The 20,017-nt window shown below is 70.4% G+C and carries 14 protein-coding genes and 4 pseudogenes; 13 read left to right on the forward strand and 5 right to left on the reverse strand.

What is annotated here, in order from left to right; translation table 11 throughout:
• Position 1: 1 nt before the first annotated feature.
• Both QEG98_RS27240 and QEG98_RS27245 read right to left on the reverse strand, forming a co-directional pair.
• A complete protein-coding gene (locus QEG98_RS27240) occupies positions 2–157 on the reverse strand; it encodes a hypothetical protein (RefSeq protein WP_316563362.1) in 156 nt (51 codons plus the stop codon).
• Positions 145–273, reverse strand: coding sequence for a hypothetical protein (locus QEG98_RS27245; RefSeq protein WP_316563363.1), 129 nt, complete (start codon positions 271–273; stop codon positions 145–147). Before QEG98_RS27245 ends, QEG98_RS27240 begins: the two co-directional genes overlap by 13 nt.
• A gap of 489 nt (positions 274–762) precedes the next feature.
• Here QEG98_RS27245 and clpB point away from each other — a divergent pair, with 489 nt between their 5' ends.
• The 4 genes and pseudogenes from clpB to QEG98_RS27265 all read left to right on the forward strand — a co-directional run bounded on the left by clpB (position 763) and on the right by QEG98_RS27265 (position 6,805).
• On the forward strand, positions 763–3,387 hold the full coding sequence (gene clpB / locus QEG98_RS27250; RefSeq protein ID WP_316563364.1) for an ATP-dependent chaperone ClpB: 2,625 nt from the start codon (positions 763–765) through the stop codon (positions 3,385–3,387).
• A 76-nt stretch (positions 3,388–3,463) separates the two neighbouring features.
• Positions 3,464–4,147, forward strand: a complete 684-nt coding sequence (locus tag QEG98_RS27255; protein WP_316563365.1) for a hypothetical protein — start codon at positions 3,464–3,466, stop codon at positions 4,145–4,147.
• A gap of 10 nt (positions 4,148–4,157) precedes the next feature.
• Positions 4,158–5,173, forward strand: a pseudogene (locus QEG98_RS27260) (LLM class flavin-dependent oxidoreductase).
• 246 nt (positions 5,174–5,419) lie between these two features.
• Positions 5,420–6,805 (forward strand): di-heme oxidoredictase family protein, encoded by a 1,386-nt coding sequence (locus QEG98_RS27265; RefSeq protein WP_316563366.1) that lies wholly within the window; start codon positions 5,420–5,422, stop codon positions 6,803–6,805.
• Between the two features lie 12 nt (positions 6,806–6,817).
• Here the strand turns inward: QEG98_RS27265 and QEG98_RS27270 are convergent, their stop codons facing one another.
• Positions 6,818–8,146 (reverse strand): DUF418 domain-containing protein, encoded by a 1,329-nt coding sequence (locus tag QEG98_RS27270; protein WP_316563367.1) that lies wholly within the window; start codon positions 8,144–8,146, stop codon positions 6,818–6,820.
• Positions 8,147–8,284: 138 nt separating this feature from the next.
• On the opposite strand from QEG98_RS27270, the gene QEG98_RS27275 reads away from it, so the two are divergent.
• From QEG98_RS27275 to QEG98_RS27285, 3 genes are all read left to right on the forward strand, one after another.
• A complete protein-coding gene (locus QEG98_RS27275; protein ID WP_090491569.1) occupies positions 8,285–9,598 on the forward strand; it encodes an amidohydrolase in 1,314 nt (437 codons plus the stop codon).
• Between the two features lie 141 nt (positions 9,599–9,739).
• Positions 9,740–10,093: a hypothetical protein gene (locus QEG98_RS27280; protein WP_316563368.1), complete on the forward strand. Its 354-nt coding sequence runs from the start codon at positions 9,740–9,742 to the stop codon at positions 10,091–10,093.
• Positions 10,094–10,283: 190 nt separating this feature from the next.
• Complete coding sequence (locus tag QEG98_RS27285; RefSeq protein ID WP_316563369.1) at positions 10,284–11,948, forward strand: Ig domain-containing protein; 1,665 nt, start codon at positions 10,284–10,286, stop codon at positions 11,946–11,948.
• A gap of 48 nt (positions 11,949–11,996) precedes the next feature.
• On the opposite strand, the gene QEG98_RS27290 is transcribed toward QEG98_RS27285, so the two are convergent.
• Positions 11,997–12,548 carry a sigma-70 family RNA polymerase sigma factor gene (locus QEG98_RS27290; protein WP_316563370.1) on the reverse strand — a complete coding sequence of 184 codons (552 nt, stop codon included), beginning with the start codon at positions 12,546–12,548 and terminating at the stop codon, positions 11,997–11,999.
• A 308-nt stretch (positions 12,549–12,856) separates the two neighbouring features.
• On the opposite strand from QEG98_RS27290, the gene QEG98_RS27295 reads away from it, so the two are divergent.
• Positions 12,857–13,666 carry a DUF6209 family protein gene (locus QEG98_RS27295; RefSeq protein ID WP_316563371.1) on the forward strand — a complete coding sequence of 270 codons (810 nt, stop codon included), beginning with the start codon at positions 12,857–12,859 and terminating at the stop codon, positions 13,664–13,666.
• Positions 13,667–13,820: 154 nt separating this feature from the next.
• Here QEG98_RS27295 and QEG98_RS27300 read toward each other — a convergent pair whose 3' ends face one another.
• Positions 13,821–14,255, reverse strand: coding sequence for an arginine repressor (locus QEG98_RS27300; protein ID WP_090491572.1), 435 nt, complete (start codon positions 14,253–14,255; stop codon positions 13,821–13,823).
• 169 nt (positions 14,256–14,424) lie between these two features.
• On the opposite strand from QEG98_RS27300, the gene QEG98_RS27305 reads away from it, so the two are divergent.
• The 5 genes and pseudogenes from QEG98_RS27305 to argG all read left to right on the forward strand — a co-directional run bounded on the left by QEG98_RS27305 (position 14,425) and on the right by argG (position 20,014).
• Positions 14,425–15,432 carry an N-acetylornithine carbamoyltransferase gene (locus tag QEG98_RS27305; protein WP_090491573.1) on the forward strand — a complete coding sequence of 336 codons (1,008 nt, stop codon included), beginning with the start codon at positions 14,425–14,427 and terminating at the stop codon, positions 15,430–15,432.
• A gap of 43 nt (positions 15,433–15,475) precedes the next feature.
• Positions 15,476–16,402 carry an acetylglutamate kinase gene (argB, locus tag QEG98_RS27310; RefSeq protein ID WP_011555079.1) on the forward strand — a complete coding sequence of 309 codons (927 nt, stop codon included), beginning with the start codon at positions 15,476–15,478 and terminating at the stop codon, positions 16,400–16,402.
• Positions 16,399–17,459, forward strand: a pseudogene (locus QEG98_RS27315) (M20/M25/M40 family metallo-hydrolase). Before argB ends, QEG98_RS27315 begins: the two are co-directional and overlap by 4 nt.
• Positions 17,452–18,800 (forward strand): annotated as a pseudogene (gene argH, locus QEG98_RS27320) (argininosuccinate lyase). The pseudogenes QEG98_RS27315 and argH overlap by 8 nt, the downstream one beginning before the upstream one ends.
• 25 nt (positions 18,801–18,825) lie before the next feature.
• A pseudogene (gene argG, locus QEG98_RS27325) lies at positions 18,826–20,014 on the forward strand (argininosuccinate synthase).
• The last annotated feature ends 3 nt before the right edge of the window (positions 20,015–20,017 follow it).

Raw genomic sequence — 20,017 nt, forward strand, 5'->3', positions numbered from 1 at the left:
CTCAGAGGGCGTCGGACTCCGGCAGCGTCGCCTGGCAGGTCGGCAGGAGGGCCTCCAGGACGGCGGCCCCTTCTGCGTCACGGCCCTCCAGCGCCAGTTCGTGGCCCGGAGCCACGCGCGGCAGCCGCAGCAGCTCCTTGCGCGTCAGCCCGAACACGTACGCCGGTGGCCCACCGGCCAGCGCTCCTGCATGTGCTTGAAGGCCGCGTCGTCCATCTGGTCCAGCGGCACCGGGAGCTCCACGTCCTCGTAGACGACCCGCTCGCCGCCCACGCGCCGGCCGTTGCCGTACGCGATGACCTGCTCGCCTTCGTCTGGATCATAGACGTAGGCCTGGACGGCGGCGTTCGTCGCCCGGGAGAGCAGCCGGGGAGCGCGTGGTGGGCCGCGTACCAGTGTGCGCCCTGCCGTCCCTCCGTGAAGGGAGCCACGTACGCCAGACGGACCACCTTGCGGCGCCGGTTGACGGACACCTTCAGCCCCGTCGCGCCCATCGCGCCGTCCAGCGCCAGCGCTTCACGCGCCAACCGGAGCAGCTCCAGGCCGCCGAAGCTTTCGAGTCGTAGGAGATATCCGCCGTGTGCTTTCAGTTTCAGCCCCCCAGGGGATTGGGCGCCGCCTATACCCGGCATCATACCCGCTGGCAACTCCGGCACCCTGAAAAGCAGGTGGTTACCAGGAGTCCAAACAATTTCAGGCAAACGGAAACGCCGCGCCACGTGCGCTGCTTGCCAAGGGGTGGCCGACTCTTACGTTGGAGGCATGCGACTCGACAAGTACACAGTGAAGGCGCAGGAGGCGATCCACGAGGGTCAGGCCCTGGCCCGTCGGGCGGACAATCCGCAGTACGAGCCCGAGCACCTGGCCGCTGCGCTGCTCGGCCAGAAGGACGGCATCGTCGACCCCCTGCTCCGGAAGATCGGGGCAGACGCGAAGCTGTTCGCCGCGCGGCTTGGCGAAGCGCTCCAGAAGCTGCCTCGCATGCAGGGGGGCGAGAGCGCGATGCTCGGCCAGCGTCTGCTCAAGACTTTCGACAAGGCCGAGGACGAGGCCAAGTCCCTCAAGGACGAGTTCATCTCCTCGGAGCACCTGCTGCTCGCGCTCACGCACGACAAGGGCGCGGTGGGCGAGGTGATGAAGTCCTCGGGCGTCACGCGGGAGCGCGTGCTGTCCGGACTCAAGGACGTCCGGGGCTCCGGGCGCGTGACGAGCCAGGACGCCGAGTCGACCTACCAGGCGCTGGAGAAGTACGGCCGCGACCTCACGGAGGCGGCGCGCTCCGGCAAGCTCGACCCCGTCATCGGCCGTGACGAGGAGATCCGCCGGTGCGTCCAGGTGCTGAGCCGGCGCACCAAGAACAACCCGGTGCTCATCGGCGAGCCCGGCGTGGGCAAGACGGCCATCGCGGAAGGACTGGCGCGGCGCATCGTCGATGGCGACGTGCCGGAGGGCCTGAAGAACAAGCGCCTGGTCTCCCTGGATTTGGGCGCCATGGTGGCCGGCGCGAAGTACCGCGGCGAGTTCGAGGAGCGCCTCAAGGCCGTCCTCAAGGAGATTGCCGACGCCGCGGGCGAGGTCATCCTCTTCATCGACGAGCTCCACACGCTGGTGGGCGCGGGCAAGGCCGAAGGGGCCATGGACGCGGGCAACATGCTCAAGCCGGCGCTGGCGCGCGGCGAGCTGCATTGCATCGGCGCCACCACGCTGGACGAGTACCGCAAGCACATCGAGAAGGACGCCGCGCTGGAGCGGCGCTTCCAGCCCGTCCTGGTGGGCGAGCCGAGCGTGCACGACACCATCAGCATCCTCCGCGGCCTGAAGGAGCGCTACGAGGTGCACCACGGCGTGCGCATCCAGGACAACGCCCTGGTGGCCGCCGCCACGCTGAGCCACCGCTACATCGCGGACCGGTTCCTGCCGGACAAGGCCATCGACCTGGTCGACGAGGCCTCCAGCCGCCTGCGCATCGAAATCGACTCCATGCCCACGGAGCTGGACGACGTGCGCCGGAAGATGACGCAGCTCCAGATTGAGCGGGAGGGCTTGCGCAAGGAGACGGACCCGCACTCGCAGGAGCGCCTGGGTCAGATTGAGAAGGAGCTGGCCAACCTGAGCGAGAAGTTCAACGCGCTCAAGGTGCACTGGGACGCGGAGAAGACGGCCATTGGCGCGATCCGCAGCCTGAAGGAGAAGCAGGAGAAGGCGAAGAACGACCAGGCCACGGCCGAGCGTCAGGGCGACCTGAACCGCGCGGCGGAGCTGAAGTTCGGCGTCATCCCCTCGCTCGACAAGGAGCTGAAGGCGCAGAACGAGAAGCTGGCCGAGCTGCAGAAGAACCAGAAGTTCCTCAAGGAGGAGGTCGACGCGGAGGACATCGCCCAGGTGGTGGCCAAGTGGACGGGCATCCCCGTCTCGCGGCTGATGGAGGGCGAGGTCCAGAAGCTGGTCCACATGGAGGACCGGCTGGCGAACCGGGTGATTGGCCAGCGAAGCGCCATCGAGGCGGTGTCCAACGCCGTGCGCCGCGCGCGCAGCGGACTGCAGGACCCCAACCGCCCCATCGGTTCGTTCATCTTCCTGGGCCCCACGGGCGTGGGCAAGACGGAGACGGCCAAGGCGCTGGCGGAGTTCCTCTTCGATGACGACTCGGCCATGGTCCGCATCGACATGTCCGAGTACATGGAGAAGCACTCCGTGGCCCGGCTGGTGGGCGCGCCTCCGGGGTACGTCGGCTACGAGGAAGGCGGCCAGCTCACCGAGGCGGTGCGCCGGCGGCCGTACACGGTGGTCCTCTTCGACGAAATCGAGAAGGCGCACCACGACGTCTTCAACGTGCTGCTCCAGATTCTCGACGAGGGCCGGCTGACTGACAGCCAGGGCCGCACGGTGGACTTCAAGAACACGGTGCTCATCCTGACGTCCAACATCGGCTCGCAGGACATCCAGGCCGGCATGGCGGGCAAGGAGGAGCTGGACGAGCGCACGCGCAACGAGGTGATGGACGCGCTGCGCGCGCACTTCCGGCCGGAGTTCCTCAACCGCGTGGACGAGGTCGTCATCTTCGAGCCGCTGCGGAAGAAGGACATCTACCACATCGTGGACCTGCAGCTGGCGCGGCTGTCCAAGCTGCTGGCCGACAAGCGGCTGACGCTGGAGCTGACGGAGAAGGCGCGCGAGCTGCTCGCCGAGCGCGGCTACGACCCGACGTACGGCGCGCGGCCCCTGAAGCGCGCGGTGCAGAAGAACCTGTTGGACCCGCTGGCCCTCAAGGTCCTCGGCGGCGAGTTCGTCCCGGGCGACCACATCCAGGCGGATGCGGGCCCAGACGGGCTCACCTTCGCCAAGGTGCTGGTGGACACCTCGAAGGATGTGAAGCGCTCGGCCTAGCCCGGGCGTCCACGGATGTGCCCCGGCCCGGCGTCATCGCTTGACGCCGGGCCGCCTCCGCGCGAAGAGCCCGGCCATGAAGCCCTGGGAGACGCTGGAGCGCGCAGAAGTCCCGGACGTGGGGGAAGTCACCCTGGCCCGGCGCGGGGACGAGTACGTCTTCCGCGTGCGGGGCCAGACGCTGATGTCCAGCCGGCAGCACGGCTCCGAGGAAGCGCTGGCGGAGGCCGGCTGTGAAGGGCTGGCGGGCCGAAGCGGCGTCCGGGTGCTCGTGGGTGGGTTGGGCTTTGGCTACACCGCCCGCGCGGTGCTGGACCGGTTGGGGCCCGACGCGCGTGTCACGGTGGCGGAGCTGCTCCCCGTGGTGGTGACGTGGAACCGGGGGCTGCTCGCGCCGCTGGCCGGAGCGCCGCTGGAGGACCCGCGCGTCACCGTGGTGGAGCTCGACGTGGGCAAGCACATGGCCCGGCAGTCCGGGACCTATGACGCCATCCTGCTCGACGTGGACAACGGCCCCACCGCCCTCACCCACCCCGACAACCACGGCCTCTATGGGCGCGTGGGGCTGGCGCACGCCGTCCAGGCGCTGCGGCCCGGAGGCATACTGGGCGTGTGGAGCGCCGGGCCCTCCCCCGCCTTCGAACGCCGCATGGAGCAGGCGGGCTTCACCGTCCAGGTGCTGCACCCGGCGGCGCATGGCACCAAGGGGACGCGGCATACCCTGTTCATGGGCAAGCGGAGGCCCCAGGGACGGCGTTAGTAGGGGCCCCATGATTCCTTTCTCCGTCCTCGACCTCTCGCCCGTCACGCAGGGCTCCACCGCGGCCGACGCGCTCCGGAACACGCTGGACCTGGCACGGCACGCGGAGGACTGGGGCTTCAAGCGCTTCTGGCTGGCCGAGCACCACAACATGACGGGTATCGCCAGCGCGGCGACGTCCGTGGTCATCGGCTACGTGGCCGGCGGGACGAAGCGCATCCGGGTGGGTTCGGGCGGCGTCATGCTGCCGAATCACGCGCCGCTGATCATCGCGGAGCAGTTCGGCACGCTGGAGACGCTCTACCCGGGGCGCATCGACCTGGGGCTCGGCCGGGCGCCGGGCACGGACATGCTGACGGCGCGCGCCCTGCGGCGGGACCGGCGGCGAGCGCGGACACCTTTCCCCAGGACGTCGTGGAGCTGAAGTCGTACTTCGAGCCCACCGAGCCGGGGCAGCTCATCCAGGCGGTGCCGGGCGCGGGCTTGAAGGTGCCCATCTGGCTGCTCGGCTCCAGCCTGTTCAGCGCGCAGCTCGCGGCGATGCTGGGCATGCCGTTCGCCTTCGCCTCCCACTTCGCGCCCGATGCCCTGCTTCAGGCCCTGGACATCTACCGGGAGCGCTTCAAGCCGTCCGAGTCGCTCGAGCGGCCCTACGCCATGGCCTGTGTGAATGTCTTCGCGGCGGATACGGATGCGGAGGCGCAGCGCCTCTTCACGTCCGTGCAGCAGCAGTTCATCCGCCTGCGTCGCGGCACGCCCGGTCAGCTCCCGCCTCCGGTGGATGACATCGACACCGTGGCTTCGCCCCTGGACCGCGCGAGCGCCGACCACGCGTTGAAGTACTCCATCATCGGCGCGCCCGACACCGTTCAGCAGGGCCTGGCCGCGTTCATTCGACTCACGGGAGTCGATGAGCTGATGGTGACGGGCATGGTCTACGACCACGCCGCGCGGCTGCGCTCCTTCGAGCTGACTGCGCAGGCGCACCAGCGGCTCGCCGAGGCAGAAGCGGCGCAGCCGGCCTGAACGCCCTCCTCCCAGGCGGAGCGTGAGACACCGCGTCTGTAGCCATGAACGACACACACGCGTCCGCCCTGTAGCGGAACGCGCTACACGGCCACGCGCCTCGTCCTCGCGGACGCCGTTTCTCCCAGCAGCAGCCTGGCTGCGCGCCTCGTGGCGCGATGGGTGCACACCTCGCGGCCGCGGATGGCGCTTCGCCTCGAAGCGCGTCACGGGAAACGAGTAGGCTTTCCCTCGGGAGACGTTCTGATGCGCAGGCGGCTGTATCTTCCAGGCATTCCCATCGGAGCCATCGCCATCGCCGCTGTCTGGGCGAGCACGCACCGGCTGCCCCGGCCTCTCGAGCTGGGCGCACTGCCCGCCACGACGGAGGCTGGAGAGGAGCTGTCTGGCGGACAGGGCTCCGTGCCGGACCCGGGACGCAACGCCTTTGGCCGCGCCCCCATGAACATGCCGCGGACGCGCTGGGAGGACTTCCACGCGGGCAAGCGCGTCTTCGGCCGCGACTGGACGGACGTGGACGGCCCCATCCAAGTGGGGCCGCTGTTCAACGCCCCCTCGTGCATGACCTGCCACGTGAAGGATGGACGCGGCCAGCCCCCCGCCTCCCCGAGCGAGACGCCCGTCTCCCTCGCGTTCCAGCTGAGCGGGCCAGACGGCAGTGGGCCGCATCCGGTGTATGGCGCGCAGCTCGACGTTCGCCATGTCGACGGAACCGGCGCGGAAGGCAGCGTCGAGGTGACGTACGAAGAAGTCACCGGCCGGTTCGCCTCGGGCGAGACCTACGTCCTCCACCGGCCCCGCTACCGATTCACCCAGCTGTCGAAGGGGCCCCTCGGAGAGGAGACCCGCGTCTCTCCTCGCGTCGCGCCCGCGAACTTCGGCCTCGGCCTGCTCGAGGCCATCCCCGAGGCGGCGGTACTGGCCCACGAGGATTCCGAGGACCGTGACCGGAATGGCATCTCCGGCCGGGCCAACCGTGTGCGGGACGCGGCGACGGGACAGACGCGGATGGGGCGCTTCGGCTGGAAGGCCAACCAACCCACGCTGCACCAGCAGGTGGCACACGCGCTCGTCACCGACATGGGACTGACGACGGAGCTGTATCCCCGCGAGCAGGGGCGCGAGGCCGGCGAGGCCGCCCCACCCGAGGTCAGCCCCAAGGAACTGGACGCGCTGCTCCTCTACGCGCGATTGGTCGCCGTGCCCAAGCGCCGGGACTGGAAAGCCGCCGACGTCGTGCGCGGCAAGGCGGTGTTCGGCGCCATCGGCTGCGCGGGGTGCCACGTGGCCACCGTCTTCGAGACGGAAGGTGTGCCCGGCTTCCCCGAACTGTCCGGCCAGCGCATCCGCCCCTACACGGACCTGCTGCTCCACGACATGGGCGAAGGGCTCGCGGATGACCGTCCGGACGGGCTCGCCACCGGCACCGAGTGGCGCACCCCGCCGCTGTGGGGCGTGGGCCTCGTGAAAGCGGTGAACGGCCATACCCGCTTCCTGCATGACGGGCGGGCTCGCGACCTGGAAGAGGCCGTGCTGTGGCATGGCGGCGAGGCCGCGCCGGCCCAGGAGCGCTACACGCGCCTGCCGCTCGTGGACCGGCAGGCGCTGCTCGCGTTCCTCAACTCACTCTGAGCCCTCACCCACTCAAGAAGCGCTGACGCCGGAGACGCCTCCGTCGCCAGCGAGCCGCCGCATGGGCTGGACCTTTCCATACGTGAGCGAGCGCCACAGCCACTCCGCGGGACCGAAGCGGAAGCGCGCCAACCACAGATGGCTGAGCACCACCTGCGCCGCGAAGATGACGCAGCAGATGACGACGATGCGCGACGGCGGCAGCTTGCCGATGAAGCCCAGGCCCCAGCCGTCATAAATCCAGATGCTCACCGCGGACTGCATCAGGTAGTTCGTCAGGGCCATGCGACCCACGGGCGACAGCACGCCCAGCCAGCGGCTCCAGCGCTCCCGCTGGAAGAGCAGCGCGAAGGCCGCGACATATGCCGCGCCCATCGCGATGTAGCCGGGCTCCTGGAAGCCGTTGACGATCATCATCCAGGGCCCCTTCGGGTCCCACTCCAGCACGCCGGCTTTGCGCAGGCGGAACAGCAGCAACCCACCGCCATTGAGGACGAGGCCCACACTCAGCCCCCAGCCGAGAATCCGGCGCAACAACGCCCGGTGACGCTCCACGTCCTGCAACAGGAGCAGACGCCCCGCCAGCAACCCCAGCAGGAAGCGCCCCAGGCAGAGGCTCATCCAGAGCACGCGCCGGAAGCCGCCGCCGAGGTTCTCCAGGAAGAAGCGTGCGTTGCCCACCTGCGCCGTCCAGAACGACTCGCTCGACAACGCCACCAGGGTGTCGGCTCTCAAGGCCATATCCCGGGCCTGACTGGCCTTCGCGGCCTCGGCCGCGGCCTCCGCGCCGTGCAGCAGGATGGGCGTATAGCGAATGGCGGCGGGCACCAGGAACGGCATCACGGTGACGAGCCCCAGCGCCCAGAACAGCACCGTGCGGTTGGAGCGGGCCCGGAAGGCCATCAGCAGGAAGCCCACCATCGCGTAGGTGTGGAGGATATCGCCCGTCCACAACAGAAGGGCGTGCGCCAGGCCGATGCCGAAGAGCATCAGCAGCCGCCGGCCGTAGAGCGGCGCGGCGGAGACGCCACGTGACTCGGCCCGCGTGAACTGGAGTGCGAAGCCCAGGCCGAAGAGGAACGAGAAGATGGAGATGAACTTCTGCGTCACGAAGAGCTGATAGATGGCGCCAATCACCTGCTCCAGCAGGGGCGCACCCAGCGCGGACGCAGCCTCACGGGGCATGAAGGCCCGTCCACTCAGCCACATGAGGCTGTTGGACACGAAGACGCCCCAGAGCGCGAAGCCACGGAGGGCGTCCAGCAAGACGACTCGCTCGGAGGCCTCCACCGGACGCGCCACGGAAAGGTCGTCCGCCACGGGTGAACCAGATTGGGACATGCGTGAAGCAGACGCGCTCTGCCTCCTGGCCGTCAATCCGGCACCTTCGAGGGTGACGGGACATACGGGCTTGCCCCTCCTGGCACGGCGGGTGTGCTGTAGTGGCCCCCCGCTCCCCGACGGACAGGAGTCCGCCCCGTGAAGATTTCTCCCCTGCTTTCCCTGCTGCTCATCTCCCTGGCCGCGCCCGGCGGCCTCGCGCTCGCCGCGGAGACGCCGCCCGTCCTGGGTGGACTCGACGCCATCTACCCAGAGCTCGACGCGCTCTACCGCGACCTGCACCAGACGCCGGAGCTGTCCAACCAGGAAGCCAAGACGGCGGCGAAGCTGGCCGGCCGGCTGCGCAAGCTCGGCTTCGAGGTGACGTCCAAGGTGGGCGGGCACGGCGTCGTGGCCCTGCTCCGCAACGGCCAGGGCCCCACGGTGATGCTGCGCGCGGACATGGACGCGCTGCCCGTGGAGGAGAAGACGGGCCTGCCCTATGCGAGCAAGCAGAAGGCGAAGGACGCCGCGGGCGCGACCCACCCGGCCATGCACGCGTGTGGCCATGACGTGCACATGACGTCGTTGTTGGGGACGGCCACGCTGCTGGCCCGCTCGAAGGACCGGTGGCGAGGCACACTGCTGCTGGTGGGTCAGCCGGCGGAAGAGGTGGGCGCGGGCGCCCGGCAGATGCTCCAGGACGGCCTCTTCAAGCGCTTCCCCAAGCCGGACTTCGCGGTGGCGCTCCACGTCAACACCGCCGCGGCGGGCACGGTGGAGTTCACCCCCGGGTATGCGATGGCGAGCGTGGACAGCGTTGAAGTCACCCTGCATGGCAAGGGGGGACATGGCGCCTATCCCCACACCACCGTGGACCCGGTCGTGATGGCGGCGCGCGTCGTGCTGTCACTCCAGACGCTCGTCAGCCGGGAGAAGAACCCGCTGGAGCCCGCGGTGGTGACGGTCGGCTCCATTCATGGCGGCGCCAAGCACAACATCATCCCCGATGACGTGAAGCTCCACCTCTCCGTGCGCTCGTACAAGCCCGAGGTCCGCAAGGCCCTGCTGGACGGCATCGAGCGCATCGCCAAGGCGGAGGCCATGGCCTCCGGCGCGCCCCGTCCACCCGACATCGCCATCACCGAGGGCACGCCCTCCACCTTCAACGACCCCGCACTCACCCGGCGGCTGGTGGGCGCGGTGTCCCGCGTCCTGGGCGAGAAGAACCTCCAGGAGGCGCCTCCCGTCATGGGCGGCGAGGACTTCTCCGAGTACGGGCGCGCGGGCGTTCCCGCCGTGATGCTCTGGCTCGGCTCCACCGAGCCGCGGCAATACGCCCAGGCGATGGCCGCGGGGACCGCGTTGCCTTCGATGCATTCGCCCCTCTTCGCGCCGGACCGCGAGCGCACGCTGCGCACGGGCGTCACCACGCTGACCACCGCCGCCCTGGAGCTGCTCGACAAGCCGTGATGGCCGGGGAGCGCGCAGCGCCTTGCCCCCGGGCCGGCACCTGTTCGGCGGCGGGGTTCGCGAGACGCCCACGCTGATTTGACTCGGGGGAATGCGAAACCGTAGACAGGGCTCCTCTCGCATCGCGACAGGATGTCCCCCTTGCTCAATCGCAATCGTTCCCTGCGAGCCCTGCTGGGGGCTTCGCTGTGGTGGGTCGTCTCCGGCTTCCAGTCCGAGGCCATCGTCAGTCACGAAGGCACGGTCCGCAGTGGCACCTCCGTCTCGCTGAGCCTCCAGGTCTCCTCCGGGCCCAGCCAGACCTCCGCGCGCACCGGTCAGCTGGTGGCCTGCATCGCCCTGCCCGTGGGCTGGCAAGCGCCGGGCGGCAGTTACACGCATGCCGGCTCGGCGGCCACCGCCGCGCAGCCGGGCGCCGCTGCGCTCTCCGCCGAGGCCCAGTCCGCCTGGCCCGTCGACGGCGCCACCGGCACTGCCTGGTGTCGGAAAACGTGACCACGACGAACCAGGAGGTCCAAACGACCGCGCAGCTCACGCTCCCCGTGCCCGCGGTGGCCCAGGGGGCCTACCGGGTGCGGTACCAGAGCGGGTTCCGCGAGATGACGCCTCCGGTCGGAGGGGGCAGGCTCCGGCCTACCAACCCACGGACTTCTCGGGACGCCTGGAGCGCCTGCTCCACGTCAACGTGGCCCCCGCCACCACCTTCGACGACTGGCAAGCGGGCGTCGCCACCGGCATCCTGGTAACGCCGTCCGTGACGCGCGCCTGGCATGGCAACGGGACGTTCCTGGCGGCGGCCACTGGCAACCCGGAGCTGCTGCGCTCCTCGGACGGGCGCCAGTGGACGGGCTTCGTTCCCGTGTCGGAGGGGACCACGTCACCCCTCCCGCTGGAGCGGCTGGTCTACTCCCAGCGCAAGTGGTTCGGCCTGTCGAACGGGCGCATCGTCGTCTCGTCCGACAACGCGCATACGTGGGCTCCCGCCTACCAGGACCCGGCGCCCGGGGGCCGGCGCTTCCTGGAGCTCGCGCTCAGCGGAAACCGGATGGTCGCGGTGGGCACCGCGGGCCTCATCGCCAGCTCCACGGACGGCCAGCGCTGGACCGATGAGAGCATCAACAGCGCCTATGACGTCGTGACGCTGGTGCCCGGTCAGAGCAGCTTCCTCGCCGTGGCCCGCCCGATGGCGGGCGCGCCCTCCCAGCATCCTGTCCTCGTGCGGCCCCAGGGCGCTGGCGCCGCCTGGGAGGTGTTCCAGCCCGCCACGCTGTCCGGGCTCAGCGTCGCCCAGCTCATCGCCGGAAATGGTCGCGTCCTCGCCTTCGCCCGGCCCAACCAACTGCCCCCTCTGGCGCCCCAGGCGGTGGAACCGACGAGCGGATTCTTCCTCTCCGAGGACCTCGGCGGCACCTGGACGCGCGTGGAGAGCCTCCGGCTGCCCGCCGACGCTCCGCTACCCACCCCGCTCATGACATTCGTGGACCAGAGCTTCGTCGTCAGCTGGACGGCCGTCGACCCGCAAGTCGTGGGAGTGCTGCCCTCATTCGAGCTGCACGTGTCGGCGGATGGCAAGGAATGGACGGCGCACCCGACCGGCGCGGGCGGCAACTATGCATCCACGGCCTTCGCCACGGGCGACACCTCCGTGGTCGCGGTGAGCCAGCGGCGTCTGCTGGTGGCCTCGCGCCGGCCCTGGCCACTGCCGGAGCTCCTCACGGAGACGCTGCCCCCGTTCAGGCTGGGCACGGCCGCCAACGTGGAGCTGAGCACGCGCGGCTCGGGCACCCTGACGTTCGAGCTGGAGGGCACGCTGCCCTCGGGCCTGACGTTCTCCCCCACGACGGGTACCTTCACCGGCACGCCCGCGCAGTCCGGTAGCACCGCCGTCACCGTTCGGGTTCGCGACGCGCGCGGCGGTGTGGCGGCGCGCACGTACAGCGTGGACGTGGTGGGCACCCTGAGCATCTCCAGCGGCGCGATTGCGTCCGCGACCCAGGGCACCGCGTACGAGGCGCGCTTCACCGTCCAGGGCGGCCGGGCGCCGTATGCGTGGAGCCTGGACGGCGGCACCGTGCCCGGAGGCTTGACGATTCAGCAGCGCGACGGCGCCTACGTGCTGAGCGGGATTCCGACCGCCAGCGGCACCTTCCCGCTGACGGTGCGGGTAACGGACTCGGCGAACCAGACGGCAGCGCGGAGCGTGTCGCTGCAGATCGCGCCCACGCCTCCTCCGATTGAGGACAAGGGCGACGCGCCCAGCGGCTGTGGTTGCAGCGGCGGCGGCGCGGGCGCCCAGGCACTGGGGCTGGCGGCGCTGGCACTGATGGGCCGAGCCCGCCGCAAGCGCTGAGCCCGACGCCCCCTGATTCCAACCCGGCCCGCGTGGACGCGCGGGCCGTCAGTTGCCCAGCCGCGTCAGCAGCCACTCCCGGACGTAGGCCCAGTCGCGCTTGACCGTGACGGGCGACACGCTCAGCACTGCGGCGGTGTCCAGCAGGTCCAGGCCCACGAAGTAGCGCAGCTCCAGCATGCGCGCGAGCCGTGGCTGGAACGTGTCCAGCTCCGAGAGCGCTCGGTCCAGCTCCAGCACCTCCATGCTCAAACCCGCCGGGACATCCGCCTCCACGTCCCCCAGGCTCACCCGCTCCAGCCGGGCCTCGCGGAGCTGCGCCCTGCGCAGCCGCGCCCGGTCCACCATCACCCGCCGCATGGCCTGCGCCGCGGCGCTGAAGAAGTGACGCCGCGCCTCCACCGGGGCCCCCGCGCTGAACAGACGCAGCCACGCCTCCTTCACCAACACCGCGGGTTGCAGTGACGGCGTCGACGCCGCATCGGACATGGCCCGCTGCGCCATGTCCCGCAGCTCCCGGTAGGCCGCGGCCGTCAACGCATCCCGCGCGCCCTGCTCGCCCTTGCGCGCGTGGTCCAGCAGCTCTGTCAGCTCCGACATGCCCACATTCACCTCCAGGCCAGACGGGTTCGCCGCCCCCACAGAAACTACGCCCTCAACGAGAAATCTTGGAAAACTGGGGCGGATACCCCTCACGGTGCAACGATTCCCCCGTCCGGAGGGGTGGGAAACGACAGTGTCCTACAGTGGGAGGCGTTCACCCGCTGACGTCAGGCCGAGGCGCACCCGCAGGCACGGCGGAAGCAGGGCATTCCGGTATTTCCCCGGGTCGTGCTAGCGAGCCGCTCGCGTCCGGCGGGCCACACCCTCCGTCCGGGCGCCACCACCCTCCGTGCCCGGGAGTCGCCATGAAGCCGCTGCTGTCCGCCCTGCTGCCGTTGCTGTGTCTTGCCTCCTCCGCCTCCGCAGCGCCGCAAGCGCCCGTCGCCGTGCAGTCCGACCTGGCCTTCCTGTCCGGACCGCCCACGCTGACCTTCGCCGCGGACTGGAGCGTCACCCTCAGCGGCCAGCCGGAGGCGGGCGGCGCGCTGGACATCGCCTATGACACCTCGCGCCTGCCGCTGTGCCGGGGCACCGGGTGGACCATCACCGGCTTCGCCATGTCGAACCGGGGCCCGGTGCAGAGCTTCCCCGTGGCGGATGCCACCACGGTGGACGCCATCGCGCAGACGCAGCTGGCCCTGGCTCAGGGCGGAACGTTGGAGCTGTGGTTCCAGAACACGGACGCCACCGGCTGCTCCCACTGGGATTCGAACCTCCAGTACAACTTCCACACGTGGGTGACGCAGAACCCGACGATTTCGTTCCACCCCGCGCCGGCGTGGACGTACACGGTCCACGGCACGCTCCAGGGCGGCACCACGCTGATGGTGGACTACGACATCGGCCGCATCGCCGAGTGCCGGGCCCAGTACCTGAACTACAAGGCCTGGGGCACCACGGCGTACTACCGCATCAACGGCGGCCCGGTGACGATGCTCAGCCTGACGGCGAGCTGGGGTGAATGGGACGCCGAGTTCTGGAGGCAGATCCCCGCCTTCATTCCGCTGCCGCCCGGCCCCGCGACGCTGGAGCTGTGGTTCTCCACCCAGGACCGCAAGGGCTGCCAGCAGTGGGACTCGCGCTACGGACAGAACTACGTCTTCGCCATCCAGTGAGCTCCCGCGCTCCGGGACGCGTCGACGCGTCGAGCATGTGATTCCAAGTGATGCCCGTCGCGGTCCAACGGTCGCCGGCAACGAAGGTCGTGTTGACGGCGCCTGCGCCAGGGACGCAGCCCCATGACGAGCGCCCCCTGACGGGGCGCGCCTCTCACGCCCCCAGCGAGAGGAGCCGCTCCACCGCCGCGCGCACGTCGCGCAGCAGCGCCGGGTCCGTCACCGCGACGAAGATGGTGTCATCCCCCGCCACCGTCCCCGCGAGCCCCGGCAGCTCCCGCTCCTTGTCCAACGCCAGCGCGAGCACCGGCGCGAACCCCGGCGCCGTTCGAATCACCAGCAGGTTGGGCGGCGCTTCCAGGATGGTGACGCGAGGCCGCTCCGGCATCACCGCGGGCGTGGCCGGCGCGCGCTGATAGCGCCCACCCACCTTCAAGATGCCCAGCTTCTTCAGGCGCCGCGACAGCGTCGACTGGCTCGGCGCCTGGCCTTCCGCCTCCAGGAGCTGCTGCAGCACGGCCTGATCGCCGATCTCCCGCTCGGCGATGAGCCGCAGGATGGCCTCGTCCAGATTCATTCCCACCAACATGCATCCCCGTGAATATTCATGCAAGAACATGCATGCGCCTGTTGCGAATAATCCGCTTGCGCGGCGCGTCTTTCTGCATAATATCCGCCGCCTTTTCGCGGCAATGCACGCATTTTCACGCATATTCATCACGAATATGCAGGTAGCCGCTGCCGGGGAGGACAGGCCCATGAAGCACGTCACGCACATCAAGGATCTGGGGCCCGAAGGCGTGGAGGCGGTGCTCGCGCAGGCGTTCGCGTGGAAGCAGAAGGGCCCGGAGCACGCGCTCTTCGCCAACACGCTGCTGGGGATGGTGTTCTTCAACCCGTCGCTGCGCACGCGCACCTCGTTCGAGGCCGTCATGCTGCGCGGCGGTGGCAACGCCATCATCCTGGACGTGGGCGCTGGCGTCTGGAAGCTGGAGCACCGCGAGGGCGCGGTGATGAACGCGGACCGGGCCGAGCACCTCAAGGAGGCCGCGCCCGTCCTGTCGCGCTTCGTGGACATGCTCGGCGTGCGCACCTTCTCGCAGGGCGGCGGTGACGAGGAGGACGAGCTCGACCCCGTCATCAACGCGTTCCGAAAGTGGTCCACCGTGCCGGTGGTGAGCATGGAGTCCGCGCGCGAGCACCCCTGCCAGGGTCTGGCGGACATGCTGACGCTGCGCGAGACGTTCGGCAGCACGAAGAAGCTGCCGGTGACGCTGACGTGGGCGCCGCACATCAAGCCGCTGCCCAAGGCCGTGCCCAACTCCTTCCTGCTGAGCGCGGCGGCGGCGGGCTGCGAGATTCGCGTGGCGCACCCTCCCGGGTTCGACCTGCACCCGGCCGTCCGCGCCGAGGCGGAGGCGTACGCCAAGGCCACGGGCGGCAGCGTCACCTATACACACGACCAGGACGAGGCCCTGGCCGGCAGCCGCGCCGTCTACGCCAAGTCGTGGGGCCCCACGGCCGCTGCGGCGTTTTCGCCCAATGACGTCTCCGCGCTGCTCGCGTCCTATTCCGGTTGGATGCCCACGCGCCTGACGATGTCGCGCGCGCAGAAGGACGCGGCCTTCCTCCACTGCCTGCCCGTGCGCCGGAACGTGGAAGTGGCCGATGAGGTCCTGGACCACCCGAGCAGCCGCGTCGTAGACGAGGCCGGCAATCGCTACCACGTCCAGCGGGCGCTGCTGCACTGGATGCGTTCGCGTTGAGCGGCCCCTCCGCATTCTTCCTTTCCTGACTTCGAGGTCTCACGTGCCCCTTTCGCCCGACCCCTACTCCGCGCTTCGCCACGCGGCGAAGTACGTGCAGCAGTTCCGCCGCAAGACGTTCGTGGTGAAGCTCGGCGGCGCCATGCTCAGCGACCCGCGTCTGCGCCGCGCCGCCTGCGAGCAGATTGCCCTGCTGTGGACCTTCTCCATCCGCCCCGTCGTGGTTCACGGCGGCGGTCCGGAGCTGGACACGCTGTGTGACGCCCTCCACCTGCCGGTGGAGAAGGTGGCCGGCCGCCGCGTCACCTCCGCGCCCGTGCTGGACGCGGCGAAGATGGTGCTCGCGGGCAAGCTGCACACGGACCTGCTGGCGGACCTCCAGGCGGCGGGCGTGCCCGCGGTGGGCCTGAGCGGCGTGGACGCCGGTCTCATCAAGGCGCGCAAGCGCCCGCCCGTCATGGTGACGGAAGCCGGTGCCACCGAGGGCAAGCTGGTGGACTACGGCCTGGTGGGCGACATCGAGCAGGTGGACACCCGCGTGGTGGAGCACCTGCGCTCGGCCGACTACGTGCCCGTCATCGCCCCCCTTTCGGGTGGCACGGACGGCGCCGTGTACAACACCAACGCGGACACCGTGGCCGCCGCGCTGGCGGTGGCGCTGTCCGCCGAGAAGCTCTTCTTCCTGGTCCAGGTTCCGGGCCTGCTGAAGAACGTGAGCGACCCGTCGTCGCTCGTCACGCTGGCCAACCTCACGGACCTGGCCACCATGGAGAGCACCGGCGCCATCGCGGGCGGCATGAAGCCCAAGGCGCACGCCATCCGCCACGCGCTCGTGGGCGGCGTGGGCAGCGTGCACCTGGTCAGCGGCGTGCAGCCCAACGCGCTCCTGGAGGAGGTCTTCACCAACGAGGGCAGCGGGACCATGGTCGTGCGGGAGAACGCGCAGAAGCCCGCGGGGGCGGTGGGATGACGGCGGCGGAGCTGCTCCAGGCGCTGGTGGCCATCCCCAGCGTGTCAGGTGACGAGGGCCGCATCGCGGACACCGTGTCCGGGTGGGCGGAAGGCTGGGGCGCGCGCGTCCAGCGGCAGGGCCACAACGTGTGGTTCTCCGTGGGGAGCGGGCCGCGCCGGCTGCTCGTCAACTCGCACCTGGACACGGTGAAGCCGTGCGCCGGGTGGACGTACGAGCCCCACGCGCCCGTGTGGCGCGAGGACCGCCTGTACGGCCTGGGCAGCAACGACGCCAAGGGGTGCGTGACGGGCATGCTGCTCGCCGCGCGGACCCTGCTGGCCGAAGGCGCGCCCACGGGCGCGGAAGTCGTGTTCGCGTTCACCGCGGAGGAAGAGACGGGAGGCCAGGGACTGGGAACGCTGTTGCCCAAGCTGGGCCCGCTGGACGCCGCCATCGTCGGCGAGCCCACCAGCCTCAAGCCCTGCACCGCCCAGCGCGGCATGCTGCTGCTTCGCTGCACCGCGCACGGCAAGAGCGCGCACGTCGCGCACGCGCACGCCACGGAGGCCGTCAACGCCATCCACCTGGCCGCGACGGACATCGCGGTGCTGGCCGCGCTGCGCTTTCCGTCCCACCCGCTCCTGGGCGAGGCCCGGGCGCAGGTGACGCAGGTGTCGGGTGGCCTGGCGCGCAACCAGGTGCCGGACCAGTGCGAGTTCTTCGTGGACCTGCGCACCACGCCGGGCATGGAGCACGCGATGGTGGCCCGGCAGGTGGCGGGCGCGTTGAAGAGCGAAGTGAAGGTCCATTCGGAGCGCTACCTGCCGAAGGCGACATCGGCGGAGCAGCCCATCGTCCGCGCGGCGGTGGCCGCGTCGGGCGCGCAGCCGGTGGGCTCCAGCACGGCGTCGGACTGGGCCTTCCTGGGGGACCTCCCCGCGGTGAAGGTGGGCCCTGGCGACACGCTGCGCAGCCACCGGCGGACGAATTCATCACCCGGGCGGAGCTGGAAGCCGGCGCCGCCTTCTACACGCAACTGGTTCGGGGTTACTTCGAGGAGGCGGCTCGTGGCTGACACGCTGTGGGGCAAGGGCCTTCCCTGGACGCGGCCATCCACCGCTTCACGGTGGGCAACGACCCGGTGGTGGACCTGGCGCTGGCGCCGCATGACGCGCTCGGGTCGGCCGCGCACGCGCGGATGCTGGCGCGCGTGGGCCTGCTGAAGGACGCGGAGGCCCAGGCCCTGGTGACGGCGCTCAAGGCGCTGCACGACGAGGCCCGCGCGGGCACGTTCGTCATCCGCCCTGAGCAGGAGGACGGCCACACCGCCCTGGAGGCGGCGCTGGTGGAGCGCGTGGGCGAGCCGGGCAAGCGCATCCACCTGGGGCGTTCTCGCAACGACCAGGTGCAGCTGGCCCTGCGCCTGCTGCTGCGTGAAGAAGTGCTCACGCTGGGCGCGCGGGCGGCGGAGCTGGCGGGGGCCTTCCTGGACTTCGCGCAGGCGCACAAGGACGTGGCGCTGCCGGGCTACACGCACCTGCGCCGGGCCATGCCTTCCACCTTCGGTCTGTGGGGCATGGCGTTCGCGGAAGGGCTGCTGGAGGAACTCGAGGCGCTGCGCGGCGTGTGGGCGCGGCTGGACCGCTGCCCGCTGGGCGCGGCGGCGGGCTTCGGCGTGCCGCTGCCCATCGACCGGGAGTACGTGGCGGCGCTGCTGGGTTTCTCGCGCGTGCAGCGCAGCCCCATCGACGTGCAGAACGGACGCGGCCGTCACGAGTCCGCGGTGCTGGGCTGGGCCTGCTCGGTGGCGGGCACGCTGGAGAAGTGGCTGTGGGACGTGCAGCTCTACAGCATGGACGAGTTCGGCTTCCTCGGGCTGCCGGACGCGTACACCACGGGCTCGTCCATCATGCCGCAGAAGAAGAACCCGGACGTCGTGGAGCTGGCCCGGGGCCGCTGCCGCGAGCTGCGCGGGCTGGCGCATCAGGTAGAGGCCGTCGCGGGCGGACTGCCCTCCAGCTATCACCGCGACTTCCAACTGCTGAAGTCCCCCACCCTGACGGCGCTGGGCTCCACGCGGGAGCTGCTGGACGTGCTCACCCAACTGGTGCCTGCGCTCCAGGTGAAGGCGGACGCGGCGGCGCGTGCCAGCGACGACACGCTGTACGCGGCGCACCACGCCTATGCGCTGGTGGCCCAGGGACAGGCCTTCCGTGACGCCTACAAGCAGGTGGGCCGCGAGCTGGTGGAAGGAACGTTCCGTCCAGACCGCGGCGCCCTGACGGCCACCCACCTGGGTGGCGCCGGCAACCTGGGCCTGCCCCAGGCCCGGGAAGAGCTGGCCGCCTCGCGCGCCTGGCTCGATGAGACGCACCGCCTGGTGGCCGATGCCGCCGGGCGCGTCTGGACGGTTTGAACCGCATCCCCGCGAGGAGCGAATCATGAGCAACAAGAAGAACGTGGTGCTGGCCTTCTCCGGCGGACTCGATACCGCTTTCTGTGCCGTCTACCTGCGCGAGCAGGGCTACGACGTCACCACCGTCACGGTGGACACCGGCGGCTTCCCGCCCGAGCAGTTGGAGCGCATCGCCGCGCTGTCCAAGCAGCTGGGCGCGGTGGCGCACGTGACGGTGGACGCGCGCGAGACGCTCTTCCAGGGCTACCTGCGCTACCTCATCGCCGGCAACGTGCTGCGCGGCCAGGTCTACCCCTGAGCGTGTCCGCGGAGCGCGCGTGCCGGCGGCGGAGGTCGTCCGCGTGGCGCGCGAGAAGGGCACCCAGGCGCTGGCGCACGGCAGCACGGGCGCGGGCAACGACCAGGTGCGCTTCGACGTGGCCTTCCGCTCGCTGGCGCCGGAGCTGGAGCTGCTCACGCCCATCCGCACGCTGTCCCTGAGCCGGCAACAGGAGCTGTCCTACCTGGCCGAGCGCGGCGTGCACATGCCGCCGAAGCTGGGCTCCTACTCCGTCAACGAGGGCATGTGGGGCACCTCCGTGGGCGGCGCCGAGACGCTGGACTCCTGGAAGGCGCTGCCCGAGGCGGCCTTCCCCGGCGGCGAGCTGTCGCAGGACCTCAAGCCCCGTCCCCTCACGGTGTCCTTCGAGAAGGGCGTCCCGGTGGCGCTGGACGGCGAGAAGCTGGGCCCCGTGAAGCTGGTGGAGGCGCTCAACGCGCTGGGGCGCACCTACGGCATCGGCCGGGGCGTGCACCTGGGGGACACGATTCTGGGCATCAAGGGCCGCGTGGGCTTCGAGGCGCCGGCGGCGCACCTGCTCGTCACCGCGCACCGCGAGCTGGAGAAGCTGGTGCTCTCCGGCAAGCAGCTCTTCTGGAAGGAGTCGATGGGCAACCTCTACGGCTCGCTGCTGCACGAGGGGCACTTCTTCGACCCGCTGGTGAAGGACCTGGAGGCGTTCCTCACCTCGTCGCAGGAGCGCGTGACGGGTGACGTGCGGCTGGTGCTGCACCCGCGCACGCAGGTGGTGGAGGGCGTGCGTTCGCCGCACTCGCTGATGGACGCGAAGGTGGCGACGTACGGAGAGGCCAACGTGTTGTGGAACGGCTCGGAAGCCGCGGGCTTCGCCAAGCTGTACGGCGTCGCGCAGATGCTCTCGCATCGCGCGAAGTGAGGA

It is taken from the genome of Myxococcus sp. MxC21-1 (assembly GCF_032612255.1).
Lineage (GTDB): Bacteria > Myxococcota > Myxococcia > Myxococcales > Myxococcaceae > Myxococcus > Myxococcus virescens.

Coding starts and splice junctions, on each gene's coding strand:
- clpB (WP_316563364.1), top strand. CDS start 763: ATGCGACTCGACAAGTACACAGTGAAGGCGCAGGAGGCGATCCACGAG.
- QEG98_RS27255 (WP_316563365.1), top strand. CDS start 3,464: ATGAAGCCCTGGGAGACGCTGGAGCGCGCAGAAGTCCCGGACGTGGGG.
- QEG98_RS27265 (WP_316563366.1), top strand. CDS start 5,420: ATGCGCAGGCGGCTGTATCTTCCAGGCATTCCCATCGGAGCCATCGCC.
- QEG98_RS27270 (WP_316563367.1), bottom strand. CDS start 8,146: ATGTCCCAATCTGGTTCACCCGTGGCGGACGACCTTTCCGTGGCGCGT.
- QEG98_RS27290 (WP_316563370.1), bottom strand. CDS start 12,548: ATGTCGGAGCTGACAGAGCTGCTGGACCACGCGCGCAAGGGCGAGCAG.
- QEG98_RS27295 (WP_316563371.1), top strand. CDS start 12,857: ATGAAGCCGCTGCTGTCCGCCCTGCTGCCGTTGCTGTGTCTTGCCTCC.
- QEG98_RS27300 (WP_090491572.1), bottom strand. CDS start 14,255: ATGTTGGTGGGAATGAATCTGGACGAGGCCATCCTGCGGCTCATCGCC.
- QEG98_RS27305 (WP_090491573.1), top strand. CDS start 14,425: ATGAAGCACGTCACGCACATCAAGGATCTGGGGCCCGAAGGCGTGGAG.